At 72.0% G+C, this 18,059-nt stretch carries 11 protein-coding genes; 8 read left to right on the top strand and 3 right to left on the bottom strand.

The features are described from left to right. The 3 genes from LWJ43_RS29955 to LWJ43_RS29945 all read right to left on the bottom strand — a co-directional run bounded on the left by LWJ43_RS29955 (position 1) and on the right by LWJ43_RS29945 (position 6,374). The gene (locus tag LWJ43_RS29955; RefSeq protein ID WP_277335295.1) at positions 1-4,509 is read right to left on the bottom strand and encodes a HEAT repeat domain-containing protein; all 4,509 of its coding nucleotides are present in this window, start codon (positions 4,507-4,509) and stop codon (positions 1-3) included. Positions 4,510-4,654: 145 nt separating this feature from the next. Next, a complete protein-coding gene (locus LWJ43_RS29950) occupies positions 4,655-5,344 on the bottom strand; it encodes a class F sortase (RefSeq protein ID WP_277335294.1) in 690 nt (229 codons plus the stop codon). 112 nt (positions 5,345-5,456) lie between these two features. After that, positions 5,457-6,374 (bottom strand): hypothetical protein, encoded by a 918-nt coding sequence (locus LWJ43_RS29945; RefSeq protein ID WP_277335293.1) that lies wholly within the window; start codon positions 6,372-6,374, stop codon positions 5,457-5,459. 257 nt (positions 6,375-6,631) lie between these two features. Between LWJ43_RS29945 and LWJ43_RS29940 the strand changes: the two genes are divergently transcribed. From LWJ43_RS29940 to LWJ43_RS29905, 8 genes are all read left to right on the top strand, one after another. Continuing rightward, positions 6,632-7,636, top strand: coding sequence for a formylglycine-generating enzyme family protein (locus LWJ43_RS29940; RefSeq protein WP_277335292.1), 1,005 nt, complete (start codon positions 6,632-6,634; stop codon positions 7,634-7,636). A gap of 66 nt (positions 7,637-7,702) precedes the next feature. After that, complete coding sequence (locus LWJ43_RS29935; RefSeq protein WP_277335291.1) at positions 7,703-8,917, top strand: ROK family protein; 1,215 nt, start codon at positions 7,703-7,705, stop codon at positions 8,915-8,917. Further along, on the top strand, positions 8,914-9,744 hold the full coding sequence (locus LWJ43_RS29930; RefSeq protein ID WP_277335290.1) for an ABC transporter permease: 831 nt from the start codon (positions 8,914-8,916) through the stop codon (positions 9,742-9,744). The genes LWJ43_RS29935 and LWJ43_RS29930 overlap by 4 nt, the downstream gene beginning before the upstream one ends. Then, positions 9,741-10,520: an ABC transporter ATP-binding protein gene (locus tag LWJ43_RS29925; RefSeq protein ID WP_277335289.1), complete on the top strand. Its 780-nt coding sequence runs from the start codon at positions 9,741-9,743 to the stop codon at positions 10,518-10,520. The genes LWJ43_RS29930 and LWJ43_RS29925 overlap by 4 nt, the downstream gene beginning before the upstream one ends. Before the next feature lie 48 nt (positions 10,521-10,568). Then, entirely contained in the window at positions 10,569-11,552 is a 984-nt protein-coding gene (locus LWJ43_RS29920) for an aliphatic sulfonate ABC transporter substrate-binding protein (RefSeq protein ID WP_277335288.1), read from the top strand. Then, positions 11,549-13,072 (top strand): sulfatase-like hydrolase/transferase, encoded by a 1,524-nt coding sequence (locus LWJ43_RS29915; protein ID WP_277335287.1) that lies wholly within the window; start codon positions 11,549-11,551, stop codon positions 13,070-13,072. Before LWJ43_RS29920 ends, LWJ43_RS29915 begins: the two co-directional genes overlap by 4 nt. Then, positions 13,069-15,438, top strand: coding sequence for a family 43 glycosylhydrolase (locus tag LWJ43_RS29910; RefSeq protein WP_277335286.1), 2,370 nt, complete (start codon positions 13,069-13,071; stop codon positions 15,436-15,438). The genes LWJ43_RS29915 and LWJ43_RS29910 overlap by 4 nt, the downstream gene beginning before the upstream one ends. Before the next feature lie 242 nt (positions 15,439-15,680). Continuing rightward, positions 15,681-17,858: a discoidin domain-containing protein gene (locus LWJ43_RS29905; protein WP_277335285.1), complete on the top strand. Its 2,178-nt coding sequence runs from the start codon at positions 15,681-15,683 to the stop codon at positions 17,856-17,858. Positions 17,859-18,059 lie beyond the last annotated feature (201 nt).

Genomic DNA, 18,059 nt, shown 5'->3' with positions numbered 1-18,059 from the left:
TCACGGCGCCTGCCGCCCGGCGTCGGACGCGGTGAGCCGGTCGAGGAGACCGGTGTAGCGGGAGCGCCTGTCGGGCCGGGCCCGGGCGGCGGCGTGCCTCAGTGCGGGAACCGCGGCTGGGCCCATGAGCAGCAGCCCCTCGGCCGCCTCTTCGCGGACCGTCGGGTGCGTGTGGTCGAGCAGGGCGACCAGCGCGGGGACGGCGGGTTCCCAGGCTGCGCGGCAGAGCGTTCTGATCGCCATGCGGCTGATGTCGGGCTGCGGGTCGTCGAGCAGGACGGCGGTGTGGAGCAGATGGGCCGGCCGGTCCAGCATGGTGCGCGAGATCCTGTGCGCGTGCAGGCGCACCCTGGGACGGGGATGGACCAGCAGTTCACCGATGACCTCCCTGAGAGCGGGGTCGCTGTCCGGGCCCCGCCCGCCGTGCTCCTCCGCGAGGCGCGCGAGGGCCCTGCGGATCTGCTCCGGGCCTCCCGTACGGGCGAGGCGGAGCAGCTCCGGCCGCCCGGGGCGGTGGACCGCACCGGCAGGAGGAGCGGCCCGGGGCGCGGGATCCGGCCCTGTGTCCAGGAGGAGTCCGTCGGCGAGGTCGTCACGCCCCTCCGCACGCAGCCGCTCCCGGACGCGCCTCATGTCCGTGGAGCCCAGGATCCGCAGGCCGGCCAGCAGGTCCAGGAAGCCCCACGCGCCCGCGTCGAGCCGGGGGCGCAGACGGTCCGCCAGCACATCCGCGGGCGCCGTGCGCAGAGTCCGGGCGGCTTCGGTCCGAAGGTCCGCGGGCCCGTGCTCCCACCATCCGAGCAGCAACGGGATCAGGGGCACGACGTCCCAGGGCCCGAGGCGCCCGGCCAGACGGACGACCCTGTCCGGGATGATCTGCCCGCTGTCCAGCTCCGCCGGATCGACCGTGGCCAGTGTCCGGGCCAGGCGTGCTCCTGACGGCAGGGGGATACGGCCCCGCAGGTACGCGTCGAGGACCGCGCGGGCCGGCTCCGGCTCCGGCCAGTCCAGGAGCCGGCGGGCGGCTCCCGCTCTCCGGCCGGCCTCGGGCGCGTCCAGCATGCCCAGCAGCCGGACGTACTGAGCGGCGGAGCGTGGCTGGTCGAGATCGCCGTCGCGGACGGCTTCCGGAGCGGGGCCCGCCTTCTCCGCGAGGGTCCACGGTGGCACGTCGAGGGGCTGGAGGTCCGTCATCCGGTCGAGGAGCAGGGAACGCACGCCGTCGTCGCCGGCTTCGGGGAAGACGGCCATGAGGGCCGCGAGCCCCTGCCGCGAGTCCGGCGGACACGGGTGGCCGTCGAGCCGGAACTTCTCCAGCGCGTCGCGCGTACGGAGGGCCGCGCGCAGCGCGGACCTCCAGGTCTCGGCTTCCGGCGAGTGCGGGACCGGCGTACCGAACGCCTCGTGCAGGACGGCCGTCCCGGCGTCCGGGGCGTCGGCTCCGAGGCGGGCCGCCGCCAGGGCCCGGTCCAGATCGGCTCTGACCGGGACGGCGTCGCAGGCGCGGAGCAGCCGCAGCGCCCACACGTGCTGCGGGGGTGGCAGGGCCCGTACGGCATCGGCGACCGCCATGCGTTCCGGGCCGGGCAGCCCGGGCACCACGGCCTGGATCAGGGAGAGGAGGCGCGCCCGGCGCACCGTCTCGTGCGCGAGCCCCTCCACCAGGACCTGGGCCGAACGCGCGAAGAGGGCCAGCTCGCCGGCCGTCCACGGTGCGGGGCACATCCGCAGGACGAAGCCCAGGACCCTGTCCCGGTCGCACTGTGGCAGGGACCGGGCCAGATGGAGCCAGTCCGCCAGCATCGGGCGCAGCTTCCCCAGGAGGGATTCCGGCACATCGCCCGGGGCGTCCGTCACGGACAGGGCGGCCCTGTCGTCCCAGCCGTGGCCGACCAGCGTGGCGGCACGGGATTCAGCGTCGGACGGGAGGGCCTGTGTCGCGATCCCGTGCGCGGCCGACAGCTCCGCGAGATCGGCGGCGGACCCCTCCCCGAGACGGATCCTCTGGTCAGCGACCGCGGCGATCAGGCCGGGCACGACCGGGGAGTCCTGGTCGGCCAGAGCGAGGACCGTGCGGGAGGCGAGGGTTCCGGAGAGGCCCCGCAGCAGCAGCGTGCGCTCACCCGGGTCCTGGGAGTGTTCGGCGGCGGCGAGGACCGTCGCCGTGCAGGCGTCACCCAGCACCGCCCGGAGCGCGGCGACGAGCCCGGTGCGCTGCCCCGGGTTGTCGGTGCGGCCGAGTGCCCGCAGGAGGGCGGGCACCGCGGCGGGCGTCCCGGCGCGCAGCAGGGCCGAGGCGGCGGTCTTCCTGATGTTCATGGTGGGGTGGCCGAGCAGAGCGGTGATCGCCGGCCACGCCCAGCGGGCCTCGGCGTGGCCGAGGGCCAGCAGCGCCTGCCGGACGGTCTGGATGTCGTCGGCCCTGGTCAACGCGATGAGCGTCGCCGACAGCGCCTGGGCGTCCTCGCCCGCCGTGCCGTGCGCCAGAAGCGCGATCACCTGTTTGCGTACGTGGGGGTCACGGTGGCGCAGCAGCCGGTGGACACGCGGGCGGGCGTCCGCGGACGGTGCGCGCCGGAGGACTTCGAGGAGGATCGACTGCTGACGGGCCGGCAGATCCGGCCGGTCCAGCAGGTCCAGTACGGTCCCGGCCAGCAGCGCGTCCCCCGCCTCCTGCGCGTCCCGGGCTCCGAGCAGGTGGACGGGCCTGATCCTGCGCCGCCCGTGCAGCCGGCCGCCCAGAGCGCGTACGGCGTCCACGATCTCCTGGGGGACCACGGGTTCCTCGGCCCGGACCGCTTCCGGGTCCGTCTCCACCGCCTCCCAGGACGCCGCCAGTTCGCTCACGACCCGCAGCAGCAGTCCGGTGACGGCGGGCAGCACGGCTGTGCTGCCGTGGGCCGCGAGCGCGCACAGCGCGGCGACCGGGTCACCGGGCTCCGGACCCGCCGTCAGCAGGGCGAGTTCCCGCTCGTCCGGAGCTCCGAGGTCGGCGGCCACGGCCGGAGGCAGCGCGGCGGGGTCGACCCGGGCGAGGAGGTGGCGCCGGAGGTCCGGGTCGGTGTCGAGCTGCCAGAGGAGTTCCAGCGCCCGGTGGCGTACGGGGCGGAGATAGGGGGCGACGCCTCGGCCGTCGGTGTCGGGGCCGAGCGCCTCGGTGAGCACTGCGACCGTGCGGGGTCCGCCGATGGCTTCGAGCGTGCCGAGGGCTGCCGCCGGGGCTTCGGGCAGCAGGGCGAGCACGGCCTCCTCGGCATCCGCGTGCCGTAGTTCCCGGACGGCGTCGAGGAACGGCGCGGGCCGGAGCGCGGTGGGGAGCAGGCGGGTGACGGCCTCCCCGACGGGGAGGTCCCCTGTTCCCTGCCCGGCCAGGGCGACGAGCAGGGCGAGCCGTCGCGGCCAGTCCGGGGCGTCGGCGGGGGCGTCGACGAGCAGCTCCAGCATGGGACGGCGGCAGGTGTAGAGGACGGTGGCGACCGTACGGGGGTCGATCGTGTGATCGGCCAGCGCCAGGCCGACGACGTCCGGCGTCCGGGCCGCCTCGGGGAAGTGACCGCGCCGGTGGAGTCCCCGCAGGCAGCTGACCGTGGGCCCGCCGAGCAGCAGCGGGTCCTGGGACGCGATGTCCAGCAGCGCGCCGATGTCGTCGCGTTCCGCCAGGTCACCGAGGAGTTCCATGGCCCGGCGTCGCAGGGCCGGAGGCATGCCGGGGTCCGCCGCGGTCCGCGACAGCAGGTCGCCGTGTCCGTGCCGGGCCGCTGCGACGAGAGCCGCGGTCGCTGTCGGCCCGGCTTGGGCGGAGTCGAGGAGCGGTGCGAACCAGGCCGCGGGCAGCGGGTCCACGGCCGCCCAGGGCTCAGCCAGTTCCTCCAGGACGGTGGCCGTGACGGCCGGATGCGCCGGGCGCGTGCCGAGGAGCCCCGCCAGACGGCCCCTGGCGGGACCGGGAGCGAGCAGACCTGCGTGCAGGCCCTGCCGTACCAGCCGGACCGCTTCCGTGAGGAGGGCGGGTACTCCGGTACCCACGAGTTCGGCCACCAGCAGGTCCGGGCGGGGGGCGTCCAGGGCGTCGATCGCGCGTACGGCCTGGAAGAGGGGCTCCCCGGGCTGTTCGTCCCGCAGCACCGAAGGGTTCGTGAGGAGTTCGGCGCGCAGCCAGGCGACCCGCACCCGTTGCTCCAGCGGGGCCGTACGCCAGGCGGGCAGCCGCCGGCCCGGGAGGTGGATACCGAGCCGTCCGTGGAGTCGGGCCAGGAGCAGCGACTCGTCCGGGGACCGGGGAACGTCCCGCGGCAGCAGCCGCGCCAGATCGGCCGCCTCACCGGCCGCCGCCGGGAGCCCTGCCACCCGCTCCGACAGCAGGGTGAGCCCCCGATACCTCGTACCGGCGTCCTCGTGTCCGACGAGCGGTCCGAGCTCGGAGGCCGCGCGGGGGTCCGGGGTCCTGCCGTGCCCCGGACCGCCCGTGTGTCGCTGTGATGTCCGCGCGTCGGCGGAGGTCGTGGTCACAGCCGGATGGTAGGTGCGTGCGCATCGGCTCGACCAGCGAATACCCGGTTCGCGAGCGGGCCTGCAGGCCGGACGGGGTCTGTCCGGCGGCCGTGCCGGGACAGGGCTTGCCACCGTCGGTCAGGGGCGGGCTCCGAGTGCGCCCTCAGGAGTTCTTGGCCGAGGCCAGATGGGCGAACACCACCACGTTGTCCTCGTAGTCCTTCTTCTTCTTGTCGTAGACGCCGCCGCAGGTGATCAGCCTCAGCTGGGCGGTGCCTTTGTCGGCGTACACGCGATCATCCGGGAAGTCCGCCTTGCTGAACGTCTCGACCGAGTCGACCTCGAAGGTGGCGACGACACCGTCCTCACGGGTGATGTCCACCGTGTTGCCCGCCTTGAGGGTGCTGAGCAGCAGGAACACGGCGGGGCCGGTCTTGGTGTCGACGTGGCCCGCGACCACCGAGGTACCGCGCTCGCCGGGCGTGGCACCGTCCTTGAACCAGCCCGCCAGGTTGGGGTCGCTCGCCGGCGGCGCGTCGAGCTGGCCGGAGGGGCCGACCGACAGCGGTGTGAACGGGGCGTCGACCGCGATCGACTTGATCGAGATCCGCTCGGGTTCGGACCGGGGCAGGCCGGAGGGCGCGGCGGACGTGGAGGCCGACGGGGAGGGCGCGGCAGGAGCGGAGGCCGCGGGGAGGGACACCACGGAGGGGGCCGGCGGGACCCCGGCCGACGCGTCGAAGGAGTTGTAGACGAGGAGGAAGCCCAGCCCTACCGCGATGAGGGGCCACAGGAGGGAGCGGCCGATGGCCGGGGAGGCGGAGTCTGGGGTGGACGGCTGCGGGGCGGCCATGCTCATGCTGCCTTTCGCGTGCGGGCGGGGTCTGTACGGGAAAACCGGCGAGGCCGCCGCCCGGGGAGGACGGCGGCCACGCCACGGTTCATTCAGCGGTGCGGGACGCCTGTCAGGCGGCAGTGGCACCCGAGGCGTTGCGACGGCGCAGCTTGTACGCGGCGGCACCGAGCCCGCCGAGCATCAGGACCGAACCGGCGGCCAGGCCGCTGCCGGAGAGCGCCATCGCGCCACCGCCGGTGTGGACACCGCCCTCGGGCTTCTCGTGCTTCCAGGTCTTCTCGCCGTCCGTGTCACTGCCGGAACCGGACTCCTTGTCCTTCTGCCAGTCGTCGGCCGACAGACCCGCGAGCGCGCCACCACCCGTGTGGACACCGCCCTCGGGCTTCTCGTGCTTCCACGAGTCCGGCTTCTCACGGTCGTCGTTGCTGCCGGACTCCTTGTCCTCAGCCTTGTCCTCGTCCTTGTCCTTGTCCTTCTGCCAGTCGTCGGCCGACAGACCCGCGAGCGCACCGCCACCCGTGTGGACACCGCCCTCGGGCTTGTCGTGCTTCCACGAGTCCGGCTTCTCACGGTCGTCGTTGCTGCCGGACTCCTTGTCCTCAGCCTTGTCCTCGTCCTTGTCCTTGTCCTTCTGCCAGTCGTCGGCCGACAGACCCGCGAGCGCGCCGCCACCCGTGTGGACACCGCCCTCGGGCTTGTCGTGCTTCCACGAGTCCGGCTTCTCACGGTCGTCGTTGCTGCCGGACTCCTTGTCCTCAGCCTTGTCCTCGTCCTTGTCCTTGTCCTTGTCCTTCTGCCAGTCGTCGGCCGACACACGGGCGAGCGCACCGCCACCCGTGTGGACACCGCCCTCGGGCTTGTCGTGCTTCCACGAGTCCGGCTTCTCACGGTCGTCGTTGCTGCTGGCGGAGGAGCCGCTGTCCTTGTTCCAGTCGTCCGCCGAGGTCACGGCGTATGCGGCGGGAACGGTGACCGCGAGGACGGCCGTGACGGCGGCCGATGCGAACAGGGTGCGGGCAGAGCGCATGGGTACACAGTCCTTTCGCCACGCCCGCGCTGGCCGGCTGGTTGTCGGCTCATCGGATCACGGGTGCGACGTGATCCACCGTCAGCTGAAATCCGGCGGCGCACCACTCGGGAGGGCCGCATTCGAGCGACGTCGTGGGCCCATCGTGTGACAGGGGGCCAGACGTCACCCGTTGGAAGGCACGCCACGCCGGGTGGAGGTTTGGGCAGAGATGATCTTCGGTGTAGGGGGCTCCGTGATGCTCGTAGGATCGCGGCATGAACGAGATCGCGCCCGAAAGCTGCTGCTCCCCCGGTCGCGGGGGGGCTGACGCCCCGTCCGGGACCGCTGCGACCGGCCCGGTGGCCACGGCGGGACGCGCAGGGCGGGTGGCGGGACCGGTCCCCTCCCCGCCCGCTCCGGGCGGAGCGGCCGGGGACGGCATGGTGCTGCTGCCGGGCGGGTCGTTCCTCATGGGCACCGAGGACCCCGAGGGGTTCCCCGCCGACGGGGAGGGCCCGGTCCGCGAGGTGCGGGTCCCGGCCTTCCGTATCGACGCCCACGCGGTGAGCAACCGGCGCTTCGCCGAGTTCGTCTCGGCCACCGGCCACGTGACGGAGGCCGAGCGCTTCGGCTGGTCGTACGTCTTCGCCGGGTTCCTGCCGGCCGCGCTCCGGCGCGGCGCGGGCCGTCCGGAGGGCACCCCGTGGTGGTGCGGTGTGGAGGGCGCCCGCTGGGACACGCCCGAGGGGCCCGGCAGCGGGATCGAGGACCGCGGGGACCATCCGGTGGTGCACGTCTCCTGGAACGACGCGCGCGCGTACAGCCGTTGGGCCGGAGCACGGCTGCCGACCGAGGCCGAATGGGAGTACGCGGCCCGGGGCGGCCTCGAGCAGGCACGCTATCCGTGGGGCGACGACCTGACCCCGGGAGGTGAGCACCGCTGCAACATCTGGCAAGGGCACTTCCCCACGAAGAACACCGCCGAGGACGGCTATGCGGGCACCGCTCCGGTCGACGCCTACCAGCCGAACGGCTTCGGCCTGTACAACATGGCGGGAAACGTCTGGGAGTGGTGCCAGGACTGGTGGGGCACCACACACCCGGCCGGGCGCCGGAGCGATCCGCGCGGTCCGGGCGCGGGAGACGCAAAGGTGATGCGGGGCGGCTCCTACCTGTGCCACCGCTCGTACTGCAACCGCTACCGGGTGGCCGCCCGCACCCGCAACACCTCTGACAGCACCACGGGGAATCTCGGCTTCCGCTGCGTCCGCACGGCCTGATCCCGCCGTCATTGCGGCAACATGAATATTTTTCCGGGTCATTGACTAAAAAATCGCGCGGTCATCATGCTGGGCGCCATGCACTCACACGGTGGACCTCTCTCGCGACTGAGGCGCGGGCACGAGGAACGCGTACTCGGTCTGCTGCGCCGGCACGGACCCCAGAGCCGGGCCGAGCTCGGACGCCAGGCCGGACTGTCGCGCACCACGCTGTACGACATAGTCGGGACCCTGGTCGCGAGCGGAGCCGTCGTGGCGGCGGCCGCGGAGCCCGGGCCGCGCCGGCGCGGCCGTCCGGTGGAGCACCTCACGCTCAACCCCGCCGCCGGCCAGGCCGTCGGCATCGATTTCGCCCGGCGGGCCGTTCATGTCGCCGCCGCCAACGTGGCACACGAAGTGATCGGTTCGGCGAGCCGTGCCCATCCGCCGGGGCTCTCCTGGGAGCGGCGGGTGGAACTGGCCGAGCGGCTGGTCGCCTCGCTGGCCGGGGGCACCCTCCGGTTGTCCTCGCTCGGCACCACCGGCGCGGTCGGCGTCGGCGTCGTCGGACCGGTGCGGACGGCAGGGGGCGCGCCCGAGGTGCCCTTGGCGGCCCTGGCCGGACTGCTGGGGAAGCGGTTCGGGGCCCCGGTCCTGCTGGACAACAACACCCGGCTCGCGGCCCTCGCGGAATCCACCTGGGGGGCGGCGGCGGGCAGCCAGGACGTGCTGTACCTGCGGCTTTCACACGGGGTGGGCGGCGGTCTCGTCGTGAACGGTTCGCTGCACCGGGGGGCCGACGGACTGGCCGGCGAACTCGGTCACATCACCGCCGACCCCGAGGGCGACCCGTGCGAGTGCGGGGGCAGGGGGTGCCTGGAGACGATCGCGTCGATCGGGTCCGTCCTCGCTTCCTACCGCGCGCGGGGCGGCCGGGCGGACGATGTCCCGACGCTGCTGAGGGCCGTCGAGAACGGCAGCCCGGCGGCGCACGAGGTGCTGCGGGCCGCTGGGACACGGACCGGCGTGGTGCTCGCGGGTGTCACCAACGCGGTCGGTCCGGGCGTGATCGTGCTGGGCGGTGAACTGGCCAAGGCCAAGGACGCGCTGCTGACCCCCGTACGGGAGGCACTCGACGCACACGTCCTGCCGCTGGCCCGTGGGCGCGTGACGCTGCTGCCCGCCGGGCTCGGCGAGGCGGGCGGCGCCCTCGGCGGGGTCGCCCTCGCACTCCACGAATCCCCCCTGCTCGCCCGCTACCCGGAACCGGGCAGCGAAGACCTTCCCGAGGACGCCGCATGAGTTCCACGGAGACTCCCCTGAAGCGGGCCGAACCCGTACGGGGCGGCGCGGGCGACGCCCGCGCGCCCGGGCGCAAGGGCGTCCGCGTCCCCCCGTTCGCACTGAACCTGATCGCTCTGGTGGCCGGCATCGGCCTGTGGGCGTGGCTGGCCTCGCTGGGGGTGCAGGCGCTTCCCGGACCGGTCGCGGTGGCGGGCAGGGCGGGCGAGCTGATCGAGGACGGCACGCTGGCCGACGACGCGCTGGCCAGCCTGCGGCGTGTGCTGACCGGCTTCGCGCTGGGCACCCTGCTGGCCGTTCCCGTGGGCTTCCTGATGGGCTGGTACCCGGTGGCGCGCGGGCTGCTGGAGCCGTACGTCCAGTTCTTCCGCACGGTGCCGCCGCTGGCGATGATTCCGCTGGCCATCGTGCTGCTGGGCATCGGCGAGGTGCCCAAGGTGTTCGTGATCTTCCTGGCGGCGTTCCTGTCGAGCGTCGTGGCCGCGTTCCAGGGCGTCGTGGGAGTCAACAGGACGCTCATCGACGCGGCACGGGTCCTGGGGGCCCGGGACGGGACGATCTTCCTCAAGGTGGTGGTCCCCGCCTCGGCGCCGTTCATCCTCGTCGGGATGCGGATCGGGCTGGGCTCCGCCTGGGGGACCCTCGTCGCCGCGGAGCTGATCGCCGCGCAGGAAGGCCTCGGCTTCCGGATGCAGTCGGCCCAGCTCTACTACGACCTCCCCACCATCTTCGTCGGTCTCATCACCATCGGTCTGCTCGGCCTGCTGATGGACCGGCTGCTGCTGCTCGCCGAACGCCGCCTCACCCGTTGGCAGGAGACCCGTTGAACGCCAAGATCTCCTTCCGGAAAGTCTCCCGGACCTTTCCGCTGAAGAAGTCCACCTTCACCGCTCTGGACGAGGTGTCCCTGGACATCGGTGACGAGGAGTTCGTCACCGTCGTCGGACCGTCCGGGTGCGGCAAGAGCACCCTGCTCAACCTGGCCGCCGGGCTCGCCACCCCGACCTCGGGCGAGGTCCTCGTCGACGGGCGGCCCGTCACCGGCCCCGGACCCGACCGCGGGGTGATCTTCCAGCAGTACGCGCTCTTCCCCTGGCTGACCGTACGCGGCAACGTCGAGTTCGGGCTCAAGCTGTCGTCCGTGCCCTCCGCGGAACGGAGACTGCGGGCGGAGCGCGCCATCGACCTGGTCGGCCTCACCGACTTCGCCGACGCGCTGCCCAAGACCCTGTCGGGCGGGATGAAACAGCGCTGCGCGATCGCCCGCGCCTACGCGGTCGATCCGCAGGTGCTCCTGATGGACGAGCCCTTCGGCGCGCTGGACGCGCTGACCCGGGTCCAGCTGCAGGACCAGCTGCTGGAGACCTGGAGCCGGGACCGGCGCACCGTCCTGTTCATCACGCACGACGTCGACGAGGCCGTGTACCTCGCCCGCCGTGTCGTGGTGATGGCGGCGCGGCCCGGCCGGATCCATTCGGTCGTCGACGTCGACCTGCCGTACCCCCGCACGGAGGCCATCCGCCTCTCGCCCGAGTTCGCACGGATCCGCAACGCCGTGTGGACCTCCGTGTACCACCGGACCCCGGCCGCCCAGGCCGCCTGAGCACCACCCGTCACCCGCTCCCCCAACCTCCCTAAGGAACCCAGCGTCATGCGTCTACCTCAGCGCGCCCTGACGGCGGCCGTCGCCGTGTCGGCCCTGGCACTCTCCGTCACCGGGTGCTCCGGTGACTCGTCCGCCGACGGCGGATCCACCGTCCGCTTCGGCTACATCAGCGACTTCAACGGCGCGAGCCTGCTGGCCATCGCGGACAAGCAGGGGCTGTGGAAGGAGCAAGGGCTGACCCCCGAGTACTCGACGTTCACCAACGGGCCGCTCCAGATCCAGGCGCTCGGGTCGCACGACCTCGACTTCGGATACATCGGCCCCGGCGCCATGTGGCTGCCCGCGTCCGGCAAGGCGAAGGTCGTGGCGATCAACACGCTCGCCCGTGCCGACCGGGTCATAGCCCAGCCCGGCATCACCTCCGTCGAGGACCTCAAGGGCAAGAAGGTCGGTGTGCCCGAGGGCACCTCCGGCGCGATGGCGCTCGATCTCGCTCTGCAGAAGGCGGGGATGTCGGAGAAGGACATCGAGAAGGTGCCGATGGACCCGTCCACGATCGTCTCCGCGTTCGTGTCCGGACAGATCGACGGAGCGGGCCTCTGGTATCCGCTGATCGACACCATCAAGGCGAAGGAGCCGAAGCTCAACGAGGTCGCCAGCACAGCGGACTTCAAGGACCGGGCGTTCCCCACGGCGTTCGTGGCCCCCGCGAGGAGCGACGCGAAGCTGAACGCCAAGGTCGTCGCGGTCCTCCAGAAGGCCAACGACTGGCGCGCCGCACACCCCGACGAGGCCATCGACGCGGCCGCCTCGCTCCTGAAGATCGACCGCGCCAAGGTGGCGGCGGACGCGGCCAACGTGGAGACGCTGTCCACGGCGGACCTGGTGGCCAGGACCGAGGACGGGACCGTGGACGGCTGGCTGGACGGGCTGGGCGAGTTCTTCGTGGACACGGGCCGGCTCAAGAAGGCTCCGGCGGCGGACACGTACTACGAGGGCGACCTCTACACGAAGGCGTACAAGAAGTGAACCTGCTGTTCCTGATGACCGATCAGCACCGGGTGGACACCCTGGGCTGCTACGGCAATCCGCACGTCGCCACACCGAACCTGGACCGGCTGGCGGCCACCGGCACGCGCTTCGACCGCTTCTACACGCCCACCGCGATCTGCACCCCGGCGCGGGCGAGTCTGCTCACCGGACAGGCACCCTTCCGGCACCGGCTGCTCGCCAACTACGAGCGCAACGTGGGCTATCTGGAGGACCTGCGCGAGGACGCCTTCACCTTCCCGGAGGCACTCGCCGCGCGGGACTACCGGTTGGGACTCATCGGCAAGTGGCACGGCGGGACCCGGCGCAACGCCGCCTCGTACGGTTTCGAGGGCCCCGACCTGCCGGGCTGGCACAACCCCGTCGACCATCCGGACTACCTGGCGTATCTGGAGGAGCGCGGGCTGCCCCCGTACCGCATCTCCGAACCGATCCGGGGCACGGCTCCGGGTGGGAACCCGGGCAATCTCCTGGCCGCCCGGCTGCACCAGCCGGTGGAGGCGACGTTCGAGCACTACCTCGCCACCCGCGCCATCGAGCACCTGGAGCGGTACGCGGCCGGCGAGGAGCCGTTCTTCCTGGCCACGCACTTCTTCGGTCCGCATCTGCCCTATCTGCTGCCGGACGCCTACTACGACCTCTACGACCCGGAGCTGGTCGAACTGCCGCCGTCCGTCGCCGAGACCTTCGAGGGAAAACCGCCTGTGCAGCGCAACTACAGCGCGCACTGGGCCTTCGACACCATCCCCATCGAGACGACCCGCAAGCTGATAGCGGTCTACTGGGGCTACGTCACCCTGATCGACGAGCAGATCGGGCGCATCCTCACCCGTCTCGACGAGCTGGGTCTCAGCGAGGACACCTCGGTGTTCTTCACTGCGGACCACGGCGAGTTCACGGGCGCACACCGGCTGCACGACAAGGGCCCGGCGATGTACGAGGACATCTACCGCATCCCCGGAATCATCCGGATCCCCGGGGCCGCCCCGCAGGTCAGGGACGAGCTGGTCAGCTTGACCGACTGCACCGCGACGATCCTGGAACTCGCCGGCTGCGACCCGACCCCGGCGGTGGACAGCCGGAGCCTGGTGCCCCTGGTGAAGGGTGAGGTCCCGGACTGGCCGGACGAGTTGGTCGCCGAGTTCCACGGCCACCACTTCCCGTATCCCCAGCGGATGATCCGCGACGACCGCTACAAGCTCGTCGTCAACCCCGAGTCGGTCAACGAGCTGTACGACCTGCTGGCGGACCCGCACGAGCTCGCCAACCGCTACACGCACCCCGAGTTCAGAAAGGTGCGCACCCGGTTGATGCGGCGGCTGTACGAGCTGCTGCGGGACCGGGGCGACAACTTCTACCACTGGATGACGTCCATGTACGACATCGGCGTCTCCGACTACGACCCGAGCCTCAGCGCCTTCGAGAACGACGGAGAGAACGCCGACACGACCTGGACCGCGACCGCGGGTCCGGGCGGGACACTCACGGAGACCCCATGAGACGCACGCGAAGGACCGTCCGCCCCCGCCTCCTCCCCCGGTGGGCGGCGGGGGCGGCAGCCCTGGTCTGGATGCTCACCCTCGCCTCGGCCCCCTCGCACGGCGCGCAGGCCCGGCCGGCGGCCGCGGCGACGTACACCAACCCGGTCTCCACCGGGGCCGTCGACACGTTCCCCGATCCCGCGATGCTCCGTGGCAAGGACGGCCTCTGGTACGCGTACGGCACCCAGAACCCGGTCATGCAGAGCAAGGGCGAGGACGGGGAGCGCATGCTGCCGATCCTGCGCTCGGCCGACATGGTGACGTGGGAGTACGCGGGCGAGGTGTTCACCCCGGCGGACAAGCCGGCCTGGCACGAGGGATCGCGGCTCTGGGCGCCCGAGGTGCGCTACGCCTACGGCCTCTACCACCTCTACTACTCCGTACCCGGGCGGAACACCGTCGGCCTCGTCACGTCGCCGTCGCCGACGGGCCCGTGGACCGACAAGGGTGCCGTGCTGCCCTCACCGAGCGGCTGCCCGGCGGGCAACATCGACCAGGCGCAGTTCACCGACACGGACGGCACCCCCTATCTGTACTGGGGCAGTTACGACACGATCTGCGTCGCGAGGCTGAACGCCGACCTGACCCGGACCGAGGGTGAGGTCACCCAGGTGGCCCGTGGCCGCCGGGTCGAGGGGGGCTTCGTCGTGCGGCGGGACGACTTCTACTACCTCTTCTACTCCGACGCGGGCTGCTGCGACGGCGCCTACAGCGGCTACCGGGTGAAGGTGGGGCGGTCCGCGAGCCCCACCGGTCCGTTCACCGACGACGAGGGCACCGACCTGATGGCCCTCACGAGCAAGGCGGGCGTGGTCGCCGGGGCGAACGGCAACCGCTGGATCGGCCCCGGCCACAACGCGATCCAGACCGACCTCGCGGGCCAGGACTGGCTGGTCTACCACGGCATACCCGCGGAGTCGCCGGACCTCGCACCGGCATCGAACGGCACCCTGAGGCTGACCCGTCGCCCGATGCTCATCGACCGGCTCGACTGGATCGACGGCTGGCCCGTCGTACGGGCCGGTGCGGGACCGTCGGACGGGCCGACCGCCGCGCCGGTCACCTCATGGGAGGCCGGCGGCACCTTCAACGACGGCGGTCTGAAGGGCTGGCGCGCGGAGGGCGCCCGCACCTCCGGATGGTCCACCGCGTCCGACCCCGCCGCACACGGCTACGCGCGGCACACCCCCGGAGCGTCCGGAACGGGCACCGCGTACCTCCTCGCCGGCGGGCGCGCCCCCGCCGGCCTGCGGGCCGAGGCGGACCTGAAGGTGACGTCGGAGGGCGGCGCGGCGGGGCTCACCGTCGCCTACCGGGACCCCGGCAACAGGATCGTGGCCTGGCTCGACCGGGCTCGGGGCGCTCTCGTCACCGACGTACGCGTGGGCGGCAGAAGCCGTGGTGAACAGGTCACCCCGCTGCCGTCCGGATTCTCGTGGAACACCTGGAACAACGTGTCCGTGGAGATACGCGGGAGGAGGCTGACCGCCGAGGTCACCGGTGACCGGCTGCGGGACCCGGTGGCTCTGCAGTCACGTGTCGTGCCGGCGGGGGCGGTACGCAAGGGTGCGGTCGGCGCGGCGGCGAAGGGCACCGGTGCCGCGGCGGACAACGTGGGTGCGGCAGCCCTGTACCGGCCGGTGACGAAGCGGGTGGCCGTCGCTCCGCCGGGGCGGCTGCTCCCGGACCACAGCGACGAGTTCGACACCGCCACGGTCCCGGGCACGAGTGCCCCTTCCCCCTGGCAGTGGGTACGCGGGCCGGCCGCGGGGGTCTCCATGACGGGCGGCGCACTCTCCTGGCCGACGCAGAACGCCGAGCTGTACCTGGGCGACAACACCGCCTCCGTGCTGCTGCGGGACGCGCCCGAAGGTGACTTCACGGTGGAGACGAAGCTGCGGTTCGCCCCCGACCGGGCGGCCCAGCAGGCCGGTCTCGTCCTGTACGAGAACGACGACCGGTGGTTCAAGCTCGTCCATTCCGTGCTGCCGCTCACCAACGGCAACGGGGCCGTGCTCCACGTCAGCGAGTTCGGGAAGGAGGGCGAGCGCCCCACGACGACTCCGCCGACGGCGGTGGCCAACGCCCCGATGTTCGGGGGCCCCACGGCCGACACCATGTGGCTGCGGATGGCCTACCACCGCGACGCCGCGCACGGGGAACACGAGGTACGCGCGTCCACCAGCCGTGACGGCGTCCACTGGTCCCCGGGCGGCACCTGGACCCTCCCGGTGCGTGGTGCGCTGAGGATCGGCCTGGTGTCCCACAACCGGTCCGGCGCGACGGCGGAGTTCGATTACGTACGGACGTACGCCGCCCCGTGAACCCTCCGCCAATTCCTGAACCCACGCACCGGCGCACCTCACGGACCGCCACCGAGGAGGACGATCAAGAGGGGCGGTCCCCTGGCGCAGTCATCAGTTCTTGTCGGCAACAGGCCCTGAAGCAGCTGTTGTCGCACATCTCTTGACGCGTTCGCAACAAGGGTGGAGTATCTCGCACAGCCGGAGAGAGCGCTCTCCGGCTGTGCGCGTCGTGTACCCGCCCCACGACAGAGGAGACTCCCGTGTACGCACCCCCGAACCTCCACAGACCCTTCGCGCCGACCGGAAGGCGACTCGGTGTGCTTGCCGTCGTCGCCGGCCTCGTCCTCTCGCTGCTGGCCCTGATCCCCCAGTCCCCCGCGAGCGCCGCGGCCTCACTGCTCTCCCAGGGCAAGGCAGTCACCTCGTCCAGCCAGGAGAACGACGGCACCCCCGCATCGGCGGCCGTGGACGGCAGCACCGGAACGCGCTGGTCGAGTACCTTCTCCGATCCTCAGTGGATCAAGGTCGACCTCGGGGTCTCCGCCTCGGTGAGCCAGATCGTGCTGCGGTGGGAGGCCGCCTACTCCACCGCGTACCGGATCGAGTTCTCCTCGGACAACAACAGCTGGAGCACCGCCTACTCCACCACCACCGGCCCCGGCGGCACGGAGACCCTCAACGTCTCCGGCACCGCACGCTACGTCCGGCTGACGGGCACCGCGCGTGCCACCGTCTACGGCCACTCGCTCTGGGAGTTCCAGGTGTTCGGCACGGCCGGCGGCGGCGACCCGCAGATCCCCGGCGGCGGTGACCTCGGCCCCAACGTGCTGGTCTTCGACCCGTCGACGCCCGACATCCAGGGCAAGGTCGACGAGATCTTCAAGAAGCAGGAGTCCGCGCAGTTCGGCACGGGCCGCTACGCCCTGATGTTCAAGCCCGGTACCTACAACAACATCAACGCGCAGATCGGCTTCTACACCTCCATCGCGGGCCTCGGCCTCAAGCCGGACGACACCACCTTCAACGGCGACGTCACCGTCGACGCCGGCTGGTTCAACGGCAACGCCACCCAGAACTTCTGGCGTTCGGCCGAGAACCTCGCCCTCAACCCGGTCAACGGCACGAACCGCTGGGCCGTCTCCCAGGCCGCCCCGTTCCGGCGCATGCACGTCAAGGGCGGGCTCAACCTCGCGCCGAACGGCTACGGATGGGCGAGCGGCGGCTACATCGCGGACAGCAAGATCGACGGCCAGGTCGGCCCCTACTCCCAGCAGCAGTGGTACACCCGCGACAGCTCCGTCGGCGGCTGGGGCAACGGCGTCTGGAACATGACCTTCTCCGGCGTCGAGGGCGCCCCCGCCCAGAGCTTCCCCGAACCGCCGTACACGACACTGGACACCACCCCGGTCTCCCGCGAGAAGCCCTTCCTCTACCTCGACGGAACCGACTACAAGGTGTTCGTCCCCGCCAAGCGCACCAACGCGCGGGGCGTCTCCTGGAACGGCACCCCCCAGGGTGAGTCCATCCCGCTGAGCCAGTTCTACGTGGTGAAGCCCGGCGCCACCGCGCAGACCATCAACGCCGCGGTCCGGCAGGGCCTGCACCTGCTGTTCACCCCGGGCGTCTACCACGTGAACGAGCCCATCGAGATCAACCGGGCGAACACCGTCGCGCTCGGTCTCGGCCTGGCCACGGTCATCCCGGACAACGGGGTGACCGCGATCAAGGTCGGTGACGTCGACGGCGTCAAGCTCGCCGGACTCCTCGTGGACGCCGGTACGCAGAACTCCTCCGTGCTCGTCCAGGTGGGTCCCGAGGGCGCGTCGGCCGACCACTCGGCCAACCCGACCAGCCTCCAGGACGTCTTCGTCCGGGTCGGTGGCGCGGGAGCCGGCAAGGCGACCACCGGCATGGTGGTCAACAGCGACGACACGATCATCGACCACACCTGGCTGTGGCGCGCGGACCACGGGGACGGGGTGGGCTGGGAGACCAACCGGTCCGACTACGGGCTCCGGGTGAACGGTGACGACGTCCTGGCCACGGGGCTGTTCGTCGAGCACTTCAACAAGTACGACGTCCAGTGGTACGGCGAGAACGGGAAGACGATCTTCTTCCAGAACGAGAAGGCGTACGACGCCCCCAACCAGGCCGCCATCCAGAACGGCGACATCAAGGGCTACGCCGCCTACAAGGTGGGTGACTCGGTCACGACCCACGAGGGCTGGGGCATGGGCAGCTACTGCTACTTCAACGTCGACCCGACCATCCGCCAGCAGCACGGGTTCCAGGCCCCCGTGAAGCCCGGAGTGAAGTTCCACGACCTGCTCGTCGTGTCCCTGGGCGGCCAGGGTCAGTACGACCACGTCATCAACAACACCGGGTCCCCCACATCCGGTACGTCGACCATCCCGTCCCAGGTGGTGTCCTTCCCCTGAGGCGGGGTGAGATGAGCCGGTCCGGCTCATCGGGCGGCGTGGGGCCCGGCAGGAGGACTCCTGCCGGGCCCCACGTCATGTCACCGGTCGTGCCCCAGGCTGCCGGAGGCCGCCCGGCGGCGGACGGCGTAGAGGATCCCACCGCCCGCGATCAGCGCCGCCGCCGCTCCCAGCGCGGGAAGGGCGGAGCCGGAGCCGGTC

The organism is Streptomyces sp. JH34 (genome assembly GCF_029428875.1).
Taxonomy (GTDB): domain Bacteria; phylum Actinomycetota; class Actinomycetes; order Streptomycetales; family Streptomycetaceae; genus Streptomyces.
This window is presented reverse-complemented; position numbering and strand designations above follow the sequence as displayed.